Below are 19,667 nucleotides of genomic sequence, written 5' to 3'. Positions count from 1 at the left end.
TATAAATCACGCATTAAACTGATTTATTAAAATGTGCCTGCTGGTTTTATTAATTTAATATTAAATTACGGGCTTAAATACGATGTCAGAGAAACCAGCAACTATAAAAGAGATCGCCAAAATATTGGGTATATCCGCTTCTACGGTATCGCGGGCACTGCACGACCATGCGAGTATTGGTTTAACCACCAAAATGAGGGTTAAGCAGTTAGCAAAGGAGCTTAATTACGAGCCCAACCAAACTGCTATTTACTTTCAGAAAGGCCGGTCATACACAATAGGCGTAATTTTACCGGAGTTATCAGAGGCCTTTTTTTCGGCTGCGATAAGTGGTATTGAAGATACGGCTAACAAACGAAATTATACTGTGCTGCTGGCGCAATCGCACGATAGTGAGGAAAATGAGCGCAAATTAGTTGCCAAAATGAAAAACCAGCGGGTTGATGGTTTGCTGATCTCGATTACCAAAAATACCTCGTCATACGATCATTTTGACATGCTCAAAAACTCTAATATCCCAGTGGTGTTTTTTGACCGAATACCTGCATTAAAAAATAAGCACAGTGTGGCCTGCAATATGGAAACAGGTACTTTTGAGGCCGTAAACTTTCTGCTAAAAAAAGGGCACCGTACTATTGGAATGATTAACGGACCATCAACACTTTTTGCTGCTAAAGAAAGAAAAGACGGTTATATACAAGCCTTGTTTAAAAACAGGCTAAAGTTTGATCCATCATTAGTGGTTAACTGCGATCTGACCGAAAAGGGCACCATACAGGCCATGAATGAACTATTGATACAGAAAAGGAAGCCTACCGCTATTGTTACATTTAACGATTATGTGGCCCTTTTTGCTATCAGGTACGCGCGCTCACAAAACATAAAGATTAACGAGGAGCTTACTTTTGTAAGCTATGCAAATACCCCGCTTATTAACTATATGGACTATGTGCCCATTGCAACGGTTGAGCAGTTTCCCTACTTACAGGGGCAAAAGGCAACCGATATATTGATCGACCTGTTAAATAAGCCCAACCGTAAAGACGATGCCGAACAGGCTTACTACAATATAATTGTTGAATCGCAATTGGTGGTGAGCAATAAAGAATAAGGCTATACAAAAATCAGTTTACCAAAATATTCAGGCAAATGAAATGCAGGTTGATCAGCTATAATATTATTCCAGCTTAGGTAATGCGGCTCGGGCAATTCATCCCCGCATTTATAAAAATTGGCCCTGCATTCCGTTCCTTTTAATTGCTGAATATTGTGTTTATAAAACAGGTTGAAAGGAATAGCTGCCGTTATTTCCCACTCAAAAGGCAAAGCATTTGCCGGAGCATCTTTAATTATTGCCAGGCTTTTTATATTATTGATAAGCGATACAGGCAGGGTTTCCCGTTGCTTTGATAAACCATAGGCAACGTAGGGCGTGCCCAAAGCATTAAACTCAAAGTTATAATAGGCATTACCAAAGCCAATAAAAAACTCAACGCAGCTGTCTTTATAAACCAGATCATTAACATTTTTAAAGGTGGCCCTAAAGTGCTTTTCCTTTACATTAAACTTTAAAAATAGTGCATCATCACCATAAGCCAAAAAAAACTCAACCTGGGGTTTAACACCCGGAGTGGGCCAGGGCTCATGGTTTAGCTTAACAGGTTCAAATTGTGAAAGTGCATCACTAAGCTGTGGCAGTGAATTATTAAAACTGCTATCCGGCAAAAAAGGCACTTTCAGTGTATTCATATTCGGCGTTATTTAACCTGCATTAAACGCACTAATATACGCACACCGGCATCACTTATTTCAGCGTCGTTTGCCTCTTTGCCATCAAATACCTGCTTGCACCAGGTTATGATTTTATTATCCGGATATTGCCTGGCCTGCTCATTCAGCCATTGGGTGGCCTCTTTCCTGCCATTAAGTTTTTCAATTGCCCATGCGGTTACCAAATCATTGGCGGGCAAAAAGTTACTTACGGTGTTTTCAATTTTTGGTTGAAAGCTGATCACCTTTTGCAAAGCGGTTTGAGCGTCATCTTTTTTACCTGTTTTCTGATAGCACAGGTAGCTCATCCAATCCTCCAAACGTTCGTCTATATTATCGGCGTAAGGCTTACCTACACCCAAGTTCAGCGGGAATTGTTTGGCATCATTAACCAGTGCCAATGCATCGGCATAACTATTATTTTGAATTTTATCAATAGCTTGCATCAGTTTAGCTTCGCGATATAACTCCCGGCCTATGGTTGCACCCTCAAAAGGTAAAATATTGATACGGGATAACAATGCCGAACAATCGGCATAACGTTTATTCAGCAATAAGGCCCTGGCATATAACATACCCATTATGTAATTTTCGGTGTGGGCATGGTAAAATGGTTCAACCGTGTTTAATGCGTTTAAATATTGCCCATGGGTAATATAATATTCGCCTAAAGCTTTATTATACCGCCATTGGTTTTTATCTAATTGTATGGCCATTTTCAAATCGTCGATATCCGATGCTCCCATTAACATGGCTGCACGGGCTATATAAAAAGGTGCAAAATCGGGCGCATTCCCGCATTCGGCAAAAAGCTCTTTACTTTCTGCAATCCGGTTCCTGTCTTTATACAACAAAGCCAGGTAATAATTGGGTTTCCAGTTGTTATCTTGTTGTTTGGCCCATAGCAATACACTTTCATCTTCAGACCTAAACGGAAACACAAACGCAGGTGATTCGCTATTAGCCTTAGCCAATAATGCAGCAAAGGGCTGGCCTGTTTTATAGTTTAAAAATGCCAGCCAGTAATTAACCAATGCACTTGAGGGCGATAGTTGTAGAACTTTAATACAATCGTTAAAATAACCGTTTTTGTAATAAGCGGCAGATAGTTCAAGGTAAGTTTCTATAGGCTGCTCATCCCTGATCATAGAAGTGAACTTGTTTTTATTGGCTGCCGATGGATCCAATAAATACCGTTCAAAACGCGCAAAATGATCAAGCGGATTAAAGGACGAAATGGTATCCAGCACCTGTATTTCTTTATCCTTATCTCCCCTGTTGCGATAAACAATGGCCTGCACCTGCAATGCCGAAATATCAAACCGGTTATAATCCAGCGCCTTTGAAGCAAACGCTAAGGCCTTGTTAAAATCCTTTTCATTCAAATATAAATTGGCCAATGCATTGTATGAGGCATTTTTGTACGCGCCTGAAAGGCTGGCTATATCAAATCCGTCCTTGGCATCAATGTTATTACCCAATTGGGCGTTAATTAATCCATAATAATAGTTTGCTTCGCCATCGTAAGTATCAATGCTCAATGCTTTTTTTGCAAGCTTTAAAGCTTCGGTATACTGCATATTACGGTACATTAACGCAGCCAGTTTGCTTAATGCAGGCAAATAGTTAGGGTCTTTTTGTAAGGCTGCGTTCAGTTTTTCGGCTGCCGATGGGTACATCTTTTGGTCTATAAACTCCGCACCCTGTATGTACAGGCCATAAGCCGATTCCCAATCAAAATCCTTTGGCGAATCAAGCGGGCGGCTTAAATTATAAGCATCAGGCTTTGACTGATAAACCATTTTATGATCGCCCAGCATAACTGTCAGGTCGCCCGGATTACCATTCATCTTCACAGAATCAACAAAGGTTTTAAGCGGACTGAATGTTATATTTTTATGGTAGATGATCTGATCGCCCTGTTTAACATTAAGCGTATCGGCCAGGTTTTGTACCGGGTTAAAATAGATTTTGAGCCAGCCATTTTCCTGCTTAATGTTAAGCGCACCATAAGCATTGGCTTCAACGAAGCCCTTGGTTTTTAAAACCGGGTACCAGTATTCGGTCCAGGTATCGGCAGCGCCGGGTTCAAAATCTTTATGTTTGAATGGGGTAAACGTACTTTTCACCGCGGTCTGGTTAAACAATCTGCCCGATTGCACTTCCGAATATTGCCCGTCGGTATCGGTCAGTAATTTCTCCCAGATCATCCCCTGCTGGGAAAGGCCCCAGATCCAGATCTTTTTACCCGCCTTATCTTCATGACCGGAATAACGGGCCATTCCCATATCGTCCTTATACCAGTAAGCCCCAAAAAAATCATTGTATTTACCAAACACATGGTATGATTTATAGCCGCCAAAGTTGTTATTATCATAAATGGATACGTCTTTTCCGTTCTGCTTGTTAATCGGCCAGTCGCCATGCTCACCTTCGTGGCCCAAGTAATTAGTACCTGGAAAAATATATTGCAGATCGCCTTTGGTCTTTATCCCGGTGTTCATCCAGTGGTAATACGGCTCATCAACGGTATTGGAGTTGTACCAAAATGATTTGGTGGTGAAGTAAGCCTTATCTTTTGGTAAATTGATCTCCATTGTCCAGGTAGTGCGGGTTAAAAGATCAAGCACACTGATCACACAACTCACGCTGCCATCGTTATTTGTACGGGTTAAATAATCAACCGGGGTTACAGAGTTGGGCGTATGGCCAATTATACCATAATTAGGTTCAATCCCGCCGCTTGTCCAGGGCCCCCGCATGGCAATATCCCTGAATTTTACTACATGGTTATCATAAACAAAAGATTTACCTGTTGATTTTTCAATGGCCGACCAGATCTTCCCGCCTATTTCGGGCGTTATGGTTAATTTCAGATAATCATTTTCCAGCTCAATTACCTTCCATTCCTTTTTTACCGGTTTATCAGTAAAACCATCATAACGGAAATAAGGATAAATATTAGAGAACGACGGAATGGGGTTAGGATCAGAAAAAGGGTACGTGGTAAATGCCTTTTTATACTCACGGATAACCGCATTTTGCTGCGCATAAACATTTATACTTAACATAACTGTAAGCAATATGAGCAATCCTAACTTTCGCATACTAAGTGCTTTAGATTAATTGAGGATGAGATGGAATTTAAAAGAAGTATCGGGAATAAGGGAGAAATCCTGATCAAATGCTATCAGATGCAATCAAGACTTCTCCATTAAATTATATTATATTATTTAACTATCAGCAACCAGCCTTTACCTTTGGTAACCGGAATTTTTTCATTTAACCGGAACGTTCTGCCGGCTTGAAAATTCTTCATATCCGGAGCGGTAATAATTGCTTTTGCAGGGTCGATCCCTAATTTTTTCCAATCAATTGTTAGCATAATCTCTGTATCACTATCGGCCCAGCTGGCTATTGATATTAAGGCAGTTCCCTGTTTTTTATAAATGGTGGCCAAAACCTTTTCATTATCGGTCTTTACCGGGTTATCATCAACCCAATAGCCAATCATCTGGGTACCTTTCATGCCAAAGGTGTCCCATACTTTCCAAATTGGTCTTGGGTCAGCGTTATCGCTCCAGGGCATGCGGTTAGTCATCCCATAAACCATACCTCTCCATGGGTTACCACCACCCTGCAGCATTTCGCCCATAAGGCCAAATGGAATACCGCTAACCTCTGTCAGGAAAAAATCCGGACTGTTTTTTTCGTAATCAAAATACTCACCAAACCATAAGCGGTTCAGGTAAGGGAAATGCTCCATATACAGATTGGCGCTGTTATTAAAACCATCACTTTTGTTATACTGATTGGCCGAATGCAGGTCGATTATACCCGGATGTCCGTCTTTAGTAAGCACGCGCTTAACACGTTTCATGGTTACCCTGTCAAACGCCACATCATCAAGATAAATACCATCAATGCCTACATTTTGGGTTAACCAGTTCATACCTTCCACGTAATAATTATGCCAGCGGTTCATCCCGCTGTTAATAATGGCAGCATCTTTTAGTTCGGGTACAAACCAGGCAGCAATATAATCGTCGCCCACGTGCTCCTGCAACCAGCTGAAGCCTCCGCCTTTGCCCGGCGAATAAATTTCATGTCCCAGGCTTCTTAAAGCAAAAGTTTCATAAGCATGGTTTGAAAGTTCGCGGATGGTATTATAAATTTTAACCTTTAAACCTTCTGCATGGGCCGAATCATCATAAGCTTTCATCTTTTTCCAGGCGATAAAAGGATAGTTGATATAAGGATTTATAGCTGTGGCATGGTGTATATTTATTACTGTTGCACCTGTTACTTTTATGGTATCAATAGGTTTGTACGAATGATAAAACCTGGTAGCCCATTGAAAATCAGTATTTATAGGGTGGAAAGGCGTGATCAGTAAGTTGAAATTATAATAAAGCACATCGCCTTTGTTCAGTTTTCTTTCGCCGCTGTAGTTATTGGCCAATATGGCCTTACCATCGTCAGTTACTTTTATACCTCCCTTGTTATCATTGCCCCATGATGATGGCAGGATCAATGGTTTTTGCAGGTAGAAATTTGTATTTAATGGGCGCACATATTTTTCATCGCGCAGGGAATATTGTAGCCCGGCATTAACATTACCAATCCAGGCACCATCCTGGTTTTTATGGGGCACATCCCATTTCCATTCAAAGTTTTCGGGGCGGTAGCCACCCTTTTGGCCAAGTCCCATCATATATTTTGCCACATCCTTTTTAAAGGGGATGTGCATGGTGATGTCTTTCAGGTCCACATCCTGCAAGGCAGTAACCTTAACGGTGTAGGCTATAAAGCCATCAAACTCTATGGAGGCTGATACTTCCATTTGCAGGGTATCATTGCCGCTTGTAACCTTCCATTGTACGGTACCAGGTTCTTTTTTAGTAAACTGTATACCCTGATCTTTAAGCGCCATACTTTTACCATCCGCTTTTATAAAGTGAAAGTGCATGGCTTCGGTTAACAGATCCTTAGGTGTGTTTGAAAAGCCTGTCATCTCAGGTGTGAAAAACGTTTGGATCTGTTTAGGGAAACCATCTTTATTGATCTCCACTTTACGGCCAAGCAAACTCACGGTATTGTTTTTAACCTCAAGCGGTGTATAAGGTGCAATCACTGTATTTTGCTGCGCCATTGTTGAATTAAGCCAGCGCAGACGGGTCATTTTTTTAGGCTCATTAACCCCGCCGGCAATAGCTGTTTTATTATTTATGGCGATGGATAGCTGAATTGTTTTTTCGGGCTTGCCATTTACAGTGATGGTTGCTTTGCCTGCATATACTGCCGGGGCGGCATTCTGCGGTACATTGATACCGCACCATAAGGCCTGTACTTTGCCTTTGGTTACATTTAAGGTTTTATTGAACGGAACAGCATCATAACCCATACCATTGGTATTGATACAGAAAATATCATCGGCAGCTATTACTTTGCCTGTTGATGATTTAAGGCTGCTGAAACGGATCTTTACATCGCCCAGATCCTGAAGGGCATAGATACCTAACTGGAACGAGAAATTTTCGCCGCGTGCGGCTTCTGCTTTATAAAAAGCCTGCGGGCCGCGTTCTATCCAGCTTTGCGGCAGATCGTCCGTCATTCTAATCGAGTTTAGCCTGTCTTCCGGGAAAACAAGAAATTTTTCGGCCGCATGTTTTTCTATTAATTTGCTGGTTTCATCCTTTGTGGCAATTACTTCCATTGGATAAAAGGTGTTGAACTCATCAATAGACTGAAATTCCTTTACTCCTGCTGCCGGGATGCTACTTGCAGCGCTTAACTGGCTCAGCCAATCAGCTGATGCTGTGCTTTCAGGTTTTAAATAAACGCCTTTGGGGTAGTTTGAACGTCCCTCATTTTTGTAGGGCATGTAATAAACATAATAGGCACCCTTGCCCGATACGGGTTCAAAAAACAGCTCGCCATACTCGCGGTTTATAGTACCTGTTTTTACATTGGTGATTTTTTGCTTTGTTTTGGCATCCTCAATAATGATCCTTTTGTTCTGCGGATCATTGTCGCGCCTTCTCCACGGGATGGTGACCTTAGCCATTTTCCCGGTTCCGTTAAAGGTCACAACCACCCGGTGGTTACCTAATGAATCTGCTATCCAGCAGTTATCGCAATTTGTGTAGGGGATTTTTTGAGAATAAGCAGTAAAACCTAAAAAGAGAAAGGTTAACGCAAACAATGCTTTTTTCATAATATAATTTTCAAAGTAGTTCTGTTTAAAAAGGCATCAACATTAATGCTGATTACCTTTTCATGTTATAATATTATTTGTTCAATGGCCTTAAGGCTTTAAATACGGGCTAAGCTGTTCGCTTTTTATAAATTCGGCACGGTAGCTTGGCATGGAGGTTTCCAGTGTCCATAGCAAGGTACCCTTTCTATCAGCCAAAACTATTATATGTCTTTTTGAGCAGCAAACTAATATAGCAGTATCATTTATCATATAAGCACTGCCCATGCGGCCATTAAAAATTTCTTTAGGCAGTTTGAAGTGCAGATCTATTTTTGAGGTTTTGCCAAGCTCATCAAGCTTTAAAGCAAATACTTCTGATTGCTTTTTTTCGACCCCGTTATCAAAAAACATCAGGTTGCCATCCTTATTTATATGTGCGGCATGTGCCTGCGTAAAATCACATTCGGCAGGCATTTTTATATTGCCGCCCTTGCCAAACTTCCAGATCACTTTACCCGTTGCTGCATCAACTTTCCAAATTTGACCGTTGTTGTAAAATGATATGATGTAGTTTCCATCCTTATCAAAATTAAGGCTATTAGCGTGCATCCAGTCTTTTTTGCTTTTCAGCAGGCCGGCATCCTTTAAGGGATCCATTGCATCAAAAACACTCCATTGCCATATCTTTTTAGCATGGTTATCCATCACCAAAATACCATCGCCGCTAACCGTGTCTTTTTTGCCGCCGCCTACAGCACTCAGATCCATGATCTTTTTATCTACAAAAAGCGTAACCAGCTGATTTTTATTATTCCTTAAAATCTCGTGGTGTATGGTACTTTTAAAATCGCCCTGCCCCTTTTTTAAATTCAAAAGGGTATCGCCCAATAAATTAACTTCCAATATCTGGCTGCCATAGCTGGTTGGCTCATCATTAGTGCCTAAAATAGAAAGTATAGTATTGTTTTTTGTGTAGTGAACTACTTTAAAGCCCATACCATCAACCATGTGGTACCACCTGATCTGCCCTTTATAATCAACCAGGCAGGCAACGCCGGGTGCGTATCTTTTATTGATCAGCATCAGGCCGTTCTTAAAATCGGCAGGGATCAGTTTAGGGAAAGGATTAATTGCCTTAAACTGTTCCTGCAGCCACATGGGTAAATCGTGCGACTTGAAATTGTAGGTCTTACTTACACGCTTAACGCCGTTTTCGGTAGTTATAATATGATACAGGTAGTTTGTATTGGGGATGATGTTACAAAGAACAAGCGTATCTGAAACTGCATTTTTTGAAACGTTAGACAGCATTTTATCATTGCTGCCTCCCTTTTGGGGCCAGTACTCTACATAGGCATCAGCCGGAGCGGTGGTTAGCACAACAATCCTGATCTTTAATTCATTGTTATTGTGTAAACCTATCCTGATCTCTTTAATTATACTGCCGCCACTGTTAAAGCAACCCGAAAAGATCGCGGTAAAAAATACAAGGACCACATATACCAAAAAACGTTTTATCATGCCGGATAACTTATAACTATAGATCACCCGGACAAACTGTTTGTTGAAACAGCCTGCACCGGGTGATCAGTAGGATCATATTTATTTTATTGTCTTCCTGAATTATTCAGGTTTGGATTTAAATCAACCTGGTTTTGCGGGTAAGGGAAATACTGATCCCTTGGCAATACAACTGTATTGGTTTGCCCAATGCTTTTTAAATAAGCATTTACTATTACATCGTATTTGCCCATGCGTATTAAATCGGCACGGCGTTTTCCTTCGTAAAAGAACTCCCAACCACGTTCTTGCAGTATCGCATCTCTAAAGCTATCCTGGGTTAAAGCACCCATAACCAACTGCTTTGCATGCGACCTTGCTTTTACCTGGTTAACTAAACCTATACTTTCGGCATTAGGGCCGCTTAGTTCATTCAGTGCTTCGGCCCTGCTTAACAGTACGTCGGCATATCTTAAAATATCAACACTATGACCATCGTAATAAGTAGTGGTGCCATTAGGATCGGCATATTTCATGGTGGCCACATCGGGCATGTAAAATATACCTGCCGGTGAAGCTGCTCCCTGTACCGGCGCCTGCTCATGCAGCAAATTATCAACTCCTACGTATGATGGGAAAAACTCTTTCTTCCGGTCATCAGCACTATCAAAGCTATTATAAAAATACCATGATACGGCATAATACTGCCACCTGTTTTGTATTACCGGGTGCAATAAAGGGCCAAAGTGATTCAATAACTCGGTACCGTTTACGTTAGCATCGCTCAACACCGAGAAGATATTTTCTGAACACCATTTGTTAGCTTCCAAAAACAAACCCTGATAAGTTGGATACAGCTGGTAAATATTAAGTGCCATTACCTGCTGAGTAACATCAACTACTTTTTGCCATTGATGCTGGCGCAGGTATATTTTTGCCATAAGGGTAAGTGCGGCCCCTTTTGTTGCGCGGCCTACGTCTACCGTTTTATAGATCGCATTGTTCTCATAATTTACAGGCAATACCTTTGATGCGGTTTCAAGGTCAGACAGCAACAGTGTTTCAATATCTGCAACTGAAGTTGTTTTTGGCTGACTTGTGTAATTAGGGTTCACCAGGTCTTTTTCTGTTGCTAAAATTACCGGGCCCCATGCATCGGTCAGATCCATATAAGCTACGGCACGTAAAAATTTCACTTCAGACAGGAACTGACTTTTTTGATCGTCGGTTATAGTTTTCATGGCCGAAATATTGAAAATAGCATTGTTAGCGTTCGCTATCAGCTTATAGATCTGGCGCCAGTCTTCGGCCAATAAGCCGTTTGAGGAGTTCCACTGAACCAATGAAAGTTGACCAGGGTCGCCACCATAGCTGCAATGACCATCGTCGGTTGTAAGATCGGTAAGGGCAAAGTGCCTTACTGTCCAGTAATCATAATTATCGCCAACAGATGGGCCTTTTAAACGGGCATATACCGCATTAACTGCTGCTATAGCATCAGATTCTGTTTGAAAAGCGTTAGCGCTGGTTAGGCTGCTGTAAACCTTGGGGTCTAAATTTTTGTTGCACGAAAACTGCAGCAAAAGCACCGGTATGATTAGTAATATATATTTTTTCATTTCTTTTAATTTATGTTGATCTGTTACAGAGAAACTATTAATGAATAGAAGCTTTTATACCCACAATAAATGTTCTAAAAGCCGGGAATGCTCCAAAATCCAATCCACCGCCAAGGTTGCTGGTATGCACGTTAACCTCGGGATCGGTTCCTTTATACCCGGTAATTGTTAATAAGTTCTGGCCTTCTGCGTAGATCTTTAACCCTTGCAGGATTCTTAAATTCTGAAACATTTGCCCAGGGAAGGTATAGCTTAACGATAATGATTTTAACCTTACGTATGATGCGTTCTCAACAAAGCGTGAGTTAACATAGCTACCGTAAGAGCTCAGGAAGTAACCTTCGCGCGGAACAGATGTGTTTTCATTAACACCTGCAACAAACCTGTTTAAAGCAGCAGCACCTGTGGTCGACTCTAATACCAGCTGGTTCATATTATACAGGTAGTAACCAAACGCACCCTGGAAAAACACATTCATATCAAAACCTTTGTAATGAAAATCGTTACCAAAGCCGCCTGTAAAGTGTGGGCTTGTATTACCTAAATAGGTTCTGTCATCAGGGGTTATTTTACCATCGCCGTTTACATCCTTGTATTTAGGGTCGCCTGGTTTTGAATTAGGCTGCGGCGCATAGGTTTCACCGGTTTTAATTACACCCTCGTAAACGTAACCATAAAGCTCGCCTAACTCCTGCCCCGGTACCAGCTTGGTAAAGCCCTGGCCCGAAACCGTACCACTTGGGTTAGCCGTATTGGTAATTATGTTTGATACACCCGGAGCCAATGTTAAATCCTTTTGCTTGTTATAAGCCACATTGAAGCTTGTGCTCCATGAGAAATCTTTTGATTTAATGTTGGTTGAATTGATACCAAGCTCAACACCCTGGTTTTGTACTGAACCACCGTTAACCAACTCGGTACTGAAACCGTTTTGCTGGCCAATTGGGATATTCAATAAAAGATCGCTGGTTTTTTTGCGGTAAAAATCAAGGGTAATGTTTAACCTGTCGTTAACAAGGCCCATATCCAAACCTGCATCAAACTGTGCAGTACTTTCCCATTTTAAGTTAGGATTTGGCAATGAGGAAGGCTCAATACCTACCTGTAAAGCTCCACCTGGCGACAGCACAGTGCTGTAGTTGGTAAATGTACTCAGGTATTGATAGTTAGGGATACGGTCGTTACCGGTAACACCGTAGCTTAACCTAACTTTTAAACTCGAAAAAGTATTCAGGTTTTTAATAAAATCCTCGTCGGTTAATTTGTAAGCCAAAGCACCTGATGGGAAAATACCATGCCTGAAATTGCTACCAAACTTTGAGGATGCATCATCTCTTAAGGTAAAGGTTGCTAACAATTTATCCTGGAAGGAGTAGTTTACCCTGCCAAAATAATCGGTAAGGTTTGATTGTGATTTACCGCTGGTATATGAGATAGGAACCGAACCTGCGCTTAAGTTATAAAACAAAAATTCATCGGTTGGGAAACCCTGGCTTGAAGCGCCTAAGTTTTCAGAAACATCCTTTTGATTAGAGTTACCTAACAAAACGGTGAAATCGTTTTTAACACCTACCTTAAATTTATAGGTTAAATAGTTTTCAACCAACCACCTGAAAGCGGTCGACATTTGCTCGGCGCCGATACCACCGTTTGCAGCGCCCGCCACCAATGTACGTGGGGTGTACTGACCAGAAGTTGTCTGGCTGTACTCGCTACCTGCGCTAAAGTGGTAAGTAAGGTTTTTCAATATGCTATAGTCTAAATAAACATTACCGTTAAACAGCTTGTTTTCGCTGGTGTTGGTTGGCTCTAAAAGCCCGGCTAAAGCGTTGTTTTTTCCGTTGTAGATATAATAGCTGCCATCGGCATTGTAAGCCGGGATATTAGGCTGTGCCGTTAAGATGCTAAATAAAGGTGCTGTAATATCACCAGAGTATGATTGCTGATCGGTATTGGTAGCTGCACCATAAAAGTTAGCGCCAATTTTTATATTTTCATTCAATGTTTTCTCGGCACCTATCCTTGCGGTATATCTTTCCATATCGGTATGCCTTAAAACCCCAATCTGTTTCATGTAGTTACCTGAAACATAAATTTTTGAAGTTTTGTCATTACTGCTCACGCTAACGCTCCTGTTTTCGACAGTTGCATTTTGAGTAGCTAATTTTAACCAGTTGGTATTGGCCACATTAAAACTTGCCGGGAATGGTGCAGGGTTACCATCTTCAATAGCTGTAGCGTTTTGAATATCGGTGTATTGCTGCCCGGTAAGCAAAGCGGGTTTATAAGTTAAAAACTGGTAACCGTTTGATACATCGGCATCAATTGATACTTTACCGGCTTTACCCTTTTTGGTAGTGATCAAAACCACACCGTTACCACCACGCGATCCATAGATAGCAGTTGCCGATGCATCCTTTAAGATCTCAATGTTTTCAATATCGTTAGGGTTAATCAGGTTTCCGTTATCGCTGATAAAACCATCAACTACATATAAAGGTGCGTTGCTGGTATTTATAGAGTTACCACCCCTTATAGTAATGTTGATAGCGCCGCCCGGTGCAAAGTTTGATTGCTGCACCTGCACACCTGCTGCCTTACCCTGTATAGCCTGCCCAAGGTTGGCCGTTGTACCGCCAAGGTTAAGGTCGTCACTTTTAATAGTGCTTACGGAACCTGTCAAGTCTGATTTTTTAACGGCACCGTAGCCTACTACTACAACCTCGTTCAGGGTGTTAAGGTCATCCTGTAAAACAACTGCTACATTGCCACTTTCGCCAACGGTAACCTCTTTTGTTTTGTAACCAATAAAAGATACTACCAATATGCCATCCTGTTTTTTAAGCGTTATTTTAAATCTACCGGTAACATCAGTAGTGGTTGTGTTGGCTGCACCTTTTTCTGATATTGTTGCACCAATCACTTCAAGGCCTTTGCTATCTTTTACAGTTCCTGTAACTGCTTTTTGCGCATGTGCTGCTAAAGGCAAAAGCAAAATAAGATAGCAGCAGATCTTTTTCAGGAACGGCCTGTTGCTTAGGCCTTTTATCGGAAAGAGTACTTTCTTCAGATCCGATACAAATGGAGTATAAGTTTTAATCATACATTTTGTGAATTAGTGTGAGTTAATTAGTTGTTGCTTTAATGTTATGTTTTTGAGCTTTTTGAATAATGGAAATTAGATTTTAAGCAGAGCAAAAACAAGGTTACGGCAGCGCAAAGACTACGCAAACGTTTGTTTATCAAAAACTTAGCTCACGCAAACGTTTGATTAGTTAATAATCAGTTCATAATCGACCTGCTTTTTTATGTTGATAGGCGTGTTTTTGAGCACCTTTTAATAAAATGCGGAAGCACATTTTCCTTAAAATGTCATATTATTAATAAAGCCCGGATGGTTTTGATTTTTTAAGTAATAAACCAGCATTTACCATGCAGGTTTATTACTTAAAATGAGCCGTTTATGTGGAATAAAAAAGCCTGCTGTAGTTTATACAGCAGGCTTTACAGATCAGTTTATTTTTAGTTTGTTTAGTGCGTTTACAATACTACAGGCTTATCAGGGGATGTATTTTACTGTAGATCTTTTCCATACTTTCAATGGCGGTATCATCCGCAGTGGAGATAATAAAGCTTGAATTTTCAGGTGTTTCAAAACTGGCGCTGATGCCGGTAAAGTTGAGGATCTGGTTTGCTTTTGCTTTTTGGTACAAACCCTTAACATCCCTTTTAATACATAAGCTTAAAGGGCATTCAACAAATACTTCAAAATAGCCTTCGCCTATTATATCCGCAGCCATGGCCCGGTTTTTATTTAAAGGGGTAATAAATGAGCAAATGGTTACGATGTTATTTTTTAACATCATTTTTGCTACCTCGGCAGCACGCCTTATGTTTTCCTGCCTGTCGGCTTCGCTAAATAAAAGGTCTTTGTTCAAGCCTTCTCTTAACACATCACCATCTAACGAAACCGTAAAGAAGCCATTGCTTTCTAACTTTTCCTTCAGCAGATCAGATATGGTTGTTTTACCTGCACCCGATAAACCGAACAGCCATACAACTATCCCCTTTTGATTCAGTGCGCTTTTTTTACCGGTTTCCAATTATAATAAATATGATGATTTATGGATCAGTTATGCTTTACTCTACACAAAAAGCTGCCATTTAATAACGATGGCTTATTGTAAGGTAATGCTTTGCCGGCAAGCGTTTCAACTGTGCAGCCGCTAAAATTGGCTATTGCCTGCCCTGCCGCAGTATCCCACTCCATAGTTGGGCCTTTTCTAAAATAGAAATGGGCCTTCCCTTCGGCTATCATACAAAACTTAACCGAGCTACCTACCGCTATAAATTCAGTTATCGGGTATTTGTCAAGCACGGCTTCCTCTTCGGCATCTGCATGCGAACGGCTGCCTACTGCCACCCAATCAGCAGCCCTTTTATCTGCCCTGATCTGAATGGGTGCTTGTCCGGGTACCTGTTTATAACTACCTGAATCCTTATCACCATAATACAATAGATCCTGTACGGGGATATAGATCACCCCAAATACAGGTACATTGTTGTGCATCAGGGCAATATTTACCGTAAATTCTCCATTTCTTTTAATAAACTCTTTGGTACCATCCAAGGGGTCAACACACCAATAGTATTCCCAATCTTTTCTATCGGCATAAGGAATATCTTTTCCTTCTTCGGACAGAACAGGGATATTAGGGTAAAGCTTTACCAGGCCATCAGAAATGATCTCGTGCGAGATCTTATCCGCAATGGTTAGCGGCGATGAATCTTCCTTTTTGGTGATATTAAAATCCTGTTTAGGATCGTTATAAACGGCAAGTATGGCTTTCCCGGCTTCAACGGCTATATCTAAAATCTGTTGGGTTTCTATATTATTGATCATATCAGTTAACTAATTCACCGCGTTTGCCAGCGATCTTGCTTTGATGTCCCTTAAAATCTGCAGGTGACCCGCTCTTTTATCTAAATCAGATCTTCTTGCCGTTTTCAGGATCTCTTTTTTCAACAACTCATTTTCGTTGAAGTATTTTTCAACTGCATTATCTGAAATTAACCCTGTATTTGTTAATGAACTAAACAAAGGATATTCCAGTTCGCGCAAAACATCCTGCGAAACCAGTTCAAAGATCTCAATTTCTTCTTTACTCAGTTCCTTATGAAATTTCCCGGTATTGTTGCTGATAATGGGTTTCTCTAAATTCTCCCACATTTCGCCCGCTGCCGCTGTTGCTTTTGATTCATTTGAATTATAAAAGCTAAGCATGTCCGCTGAATAAGTAATATTTAAAAATGCGCATAGCTTTCTGATCACCGCCTCTGGGTTAACGATCAGTGTTTCGTAATTCAAAGAGAAAAAACGGCTCCCATCAGTGGCTTTTGCTAATTTGATACAGGCAGCCTGGTCGTAGGTCCACTGCTGGGCCAGGTTATAAATATGCTTTTCGCCTACAATTGCTTTTTTAAACGATACAGCTACATCCCGGCCATCGCGGTACAGGTAAATGTACTTTAAGTTTGGGCTATGGGCATCCAACTCGTGGGCATAATGAACATTGGCCATGCTTTTACAACACCAGTATTTTGATCCTTTTGCTATGGCAGCCTGCTCATAAATCAACTTATTGATCTCATAAAGCGTATAAACTGTCGAATTTTCAAAAATCCATTCGCGGTTTATGGTTATACCATCCCAGGGTACAGGGTTTGCCTCTACATAATTTACCACATCATTTATAAGGATTTTATAAGTGCTTTCATCCAACTCGCCATATAAATGCAGTAAGGGAATAAACGTTACCAGTATATGCGGCGGATGCGGAGAGGAAATTTCGACAGACTGATCAAGTATTACCCTTAATAAATTAGATCCAGACCTTTGTGTGCCGATGATCTGGATTCCGGCTGGTTTGTTGAAATCGCTCATACTAAATATTGTGTTAATGCGCCTATGGTTATTGATGCAATGATTAAATAAACCGGGCTTATTTTGAATTTGAAACTTAAAATTAAGGAGGCAGCCGCAAATACGCCAATGGCAATAGTGAAATGCTGCTGATATAATATTTTTATAGCCGATGCGATAATAAGGCCAATTACCACTGCCTTTACCCAACTGATCATATCTTTTGCTAACTGATGATCTTTAGTCTTTTTAAATACCTTGCTTACCATTACCATTAAAATTGCCGATGGGGTAAACATGGCTACCGTTGCCAATATTGCCCCTGCAACACCTGCTATTTTATAGCCAATAAATGTGGCGCTAACCAATATAGGACCCGGCGTAGCCTGGCTAAAAGCAATGGCATCAATAAATTCGCGCTGGGTAAGCCAGTGCAGATCGTTCACAAATAAGGCTTGCATTAAAGGGATCATCACATAGCCCCCGCCAAACAAGGAAAGGCTGATGCCCGAAAATATGATACAGATTTTTAATAAAGGGGCGCTAAAACTTCTGAAAGTATTGGTGATAAACAAAAGCTCGTTTATGGCCAGCAATCCTATTATAATACCAGAACCTGCATCAACCTTCAGTTTATTTTTGAATATAAAGTTTTTGGCATATTTGCCCCTTTCCATAAAAAGGCCTGCTATTGCCCCTATAAAAATAAAAGCTATGGTTATTAAATAACTATTGGTTATGGATATTACTACAACAGTAAACAAGCATAACACCGCCTTTTTATAGTTTTTTGCGATCTCCTTTTTATACAACTGAAACCCGGTTGATAAGATGATGCCACTTACTGCTGCACCAACAAAGTACATAATTTGAGCCCATTCAATTTTATAAGCGTAAGTAAAATAGGTCCAGGATAAAATCAGCATTAAAATACAGGCTGGCAATAAAACGGCGACCGCGCTAATGATGGCCCCAGCTTTTCCTTTGAGGTGATACCCAATATAAGCCACTATGTTAACCGCCAGCGGGCCGGGCAGCAGGCTGGCTAAGGTAATGCCGTCAAGTATTACTTCGTTATCCAGAGTTTCGTCCTTATCAACCATTACACGCTGCACCATTGATACCAGTGCCATGTAACCGCCAAAGCTTACGCATCCTATTTTAAAAAAAGTAAAAAACAGGTAGCCTATGGTTATCTTTTCCTTTTCGTACCTGCTTACAACACTTTCTGTTAATTGCATCACTATCGTATTTAATGTATGGCTATTAAGGTTACACTATCTTAATAAAACAATAACATTTGCTGAATTTAACCACAAACTGATTTATGTGGCCTAATAATATTAACACAAACGTTTGCTAAAGCTTTAACTTGCACTTTAACCATTTAAAATTAGCCATAAACCGGTTTTAATAACAGGCTTGCGAAAACCTTATTAATAAGTTAATTATAAATTTAAGCAGATATTTACAGGGTGGTAAAAAGGTGCACAAAAATGGCTCAAACGTTTGCGTTAAAAATCCATATTGCCATTTAGTATGTTTGAATATTAAACAACCAATTAATGCTTGATAGAATATTATCCAGGTTTGGATTAACCCCTGCTAAATACAACATACAACCTTTTGGATCAGGTTTAATTAATTACACCTTACGTGTATTTGGCAATGGCGAAGACTATATTCTTCAAAAAATAAATAGCAATGTTTTTAAATCGCCGGATGATATTGCCAAAAACCTGGCACTGATACAAGCCTATCTTAAACAAACCAATCCCGGGTACTTTTTTGTAGGGGCATTGCCATCAACCACTGGCGATTTTTTAATCAAATCAAAAACTGATGAGTTTTACAGGCTATTCCCATTTGTAAAAGGCTCAAAAACAATTGATTTTATAAGCGAGCCTAAAGAAGCATTTGAGGCAGCGCGCCAGTTTGGTAAGTTTACTTATATGCTTAAAGATTTTGAGGCGGCCAAACTTCACTATACTTTAGCCGATTTCCATAACCTTAAACTACGGTTTGAACAATTTAAGGCGGCCTGCCAAAATGCATCGCAAACACGTTTAAATGATGCAGCTGCCGAAATAAAAGAAGTTTATAACCATTACGATATACTGCAAACCTATAACGAACTGATGGATAATAATCAGTTACCGGTAAGGGTGATCCATCATGATACCAAAATAAGTAATGTGTTGTTTGATGCCGCGCAAAATGGTTTGTGCGTTATTGACCTTGACACCATTATGCCAGGGTACTTTTTAAGTGATGTTGGCGATATGATGCGCACTTACCTGTCCCCCGCCAATGAGGAAGAAAGCGATTTATCAAAAGTGCAGATCCGCGAAAATATTTTTAGCGCCATATGCAACGGTTACTTGTCTGAAATGGGCAGTATCTTAAATGAAACTGAAAAGCAGCATTTTATTTTTTCGGGGAAGTTTATGATCTATATGCAGGCCATCCGCTTTTTAACCGATTTTTTAAATGGAGATATTTACTACGAAGTCAAATACCCCGAACATAATTTAACAAGGGCTAAAAACCAGTTTAGGCTGCTTAATGGTTACCTTGATGCTGAAACAAAACTCGGCCAGCTTTTTAACCAGGCCTTGAGTAATGTGCTTTCCGTATCGGGCAATTAATACGATCA

Annotated in this window: 12 protein-coding genes; 2 read left to right on the top strand and 10 right to left on the bottom strand. The window is 40.5% G+C overall.

Annotated features, from left to right (window positions below; genetic code table 11):
- Window positions 1-82 precede the first annotated feature (82 nt).
- Window positions 83-1,111 (top strand): LacI family DNA-binding transcriptional regulator, encoded by a 1,029-nt coding sequence (locus ACQY4U_RS10830; protein ID WP_428329423.1) that lies wholly within the window; start codon window positions 83-85, stop codon window positions 1,109-1,111.
- 2 nt (window positions 1,112-1,113) lie between these two features.
- On the opposite strand, the gene ACQY4U_RS10825 is transcribed toward ACQY4U_RS10830, so the two are convergent.
- From ACQY4U_RS10825 to chrA, 10 genes are all read right to left on the bottom strand, one after another.
- A complete protein-coding gene (locus tag ACQY4U_RS10825; protein WP_428329422.1) occupies window positions 1,114-1,749 on the bottom strand; it encodes a carbohydrate-binding family 9-like protein in 636 nt (211 codons plus the stop codon).
- Between the two features lie 8 nt (window positions 1,750-1,757).
- Window positions 1,758-4,841, bottom strand: coding sequence for a DUF5107 domain-containing protein (locus ACQY4U_RS10820; protein WP_428329421.1), 3,084 nt, complete (start codon window positions 4,839-4,841; stop codon window positions 1,758-1,760).
- A 158-nt stretch (window positions 4,842-4,999) separates the two neighbouring features.
- The gene (locus ACQY4U_RS10815) at window positions 5,000-7,987 is read right to left on the bottom strand and encodes a glycoside hydrolase domain-containing protein (RefSeq protein ID WP_428329420.1); all 2,988 of its coding nucleotides are present in this window, start codon (window positions 7,985-7,987) and stop codon (window positions 5,000-5,002) included.
- A gap of 90 nt (window positions 7,988-8,077) precedes the next feature.
- On the bottom strand, window positions 8,078-9,490 hold the full coding sequence (locus tag ACQY4U_RS10810) for an aryl-sulfate sulfotransferase (RefSeq protein ID WP_428329419.1): 1,413 nt from the start codon (window positions 9,488-9,490) through the stop codon (window positions 8,078-8,080).
- An 86-nt stretch (window positions 9,491-9,576) separates the two neighbouring features.
- Window positions 9,577-11,088 (bottom strand): RagB/SusD family nutrient uptake outer membrane protein, encoded by a 1,512-nt coding sequence (locus ACQY4U_RS10805; protein WP_428329418.1) that lies wholly within the window; start codon window positions 11,086-11,088, stop codon window positions 9,577-9,579.
- Between the two features lie 37 nt (window positions 11,089-11,125).
- On the bottom strand, window positions 11,126-14,191 hold the full coding sequence (locus tag ACQY4U_RS10800; RefSeq protein WP_428329417.1) for a SusC/RagA family TonB-linked outer membrane protein: 3,066 nt from the start codon (window positions 14,189-14,191) through the stop codon (window positions 11,126-11,128).
- Window positions 14,192-14,636: 445 nt separating this feature from the next.
- Window positions 14,637-15,191, bottom strand: coding sequence for an adenylyl-sulfate kinase (gene cysC / locus ACQY4U_RS10795; RefSeq protein WP_428329416.1), 555 nt, complete (start codon window positions 15,189-15,191; stop codon window positions 14,637-14,639).
- Window positions 15,192-15,217: 26 nt separating this feature from the next.
- Window positions 15,218-15,991 carry a 3'(2'),5'-bisphosphate nucleotidase CysQ gene (cysQ, locus tag ACQY4U_RS10790; RefSeq protein ID WP_428329415.1) on the bottom strand — a complete coding sequence of 258 codons (774 nt, stop codon included), beginning with the start codon at window positions 15,989-15,991 and terminating at the stop codon, window positions 15,218-15,220.
- A 9-nt stretch (window positions 15,992-16,000) separates the two neighbouring features.
- Window positions 16,001-17,032 (bottom strand): sulfotransferase family protein, encoded by a 1,032-nt coding sequence (locus ACQY4U_RS10785; RefSeq protein ID WP_428329414.1) that lies wholly within the window; start codon window positions 17,030-17,032, stop codon window positions 16,001-16,003.
- Complete coding sequence (gene chrA / locus ACQY4U_RS10780; RefSeq protein ID WP_428329413.1) at window positions 17,029-18,252, bottom strand: chromate efflux transporter; 1,224 nt, start codon at window positions 18,250-18,252, stop codon at window positions 17,029-17,031. The genes ACQY4U_RS10785 and chrA overlap by 4 nt, the downstream gene beginning before the upstream one ends.
- A 324-nt stretch (window positions 18,253-18,576) precedes the next feature.
- Between chrA and ACQY4U_RS10775 the strand changes: the two genes are divergently transcribed.
- The gene (locus ACQY4U_RS10775; RefSeq protein ID WP_428329412.1) at window positions 18,577-19,659 is read left to right on the top strand and encodes a phosphotransferase enzyme family protein; all 1,083 of its coding nucleotides are present in this window, start codon (window positions 18,577-18,579) and stop codon (window positions 19,657-19,659) included.
- The last annotated feature ends 8 nt before the right edge of the window (window positions 19,660-19,667 follow it).

The sequence above is a fragment of the Mucilaginibacter sp. genome, from assembly GCF_965277465.1.
Taxonomy (GTDB): domain Bacteria; phylum Bacteroidota; class Bacteroidia; order Sphingobacteriales; family Sphingobacteriaceae; genus Mucilaginibacter.
This window is presented reverse-complemented; position numbering and strand designations above follow the sequence as displayed.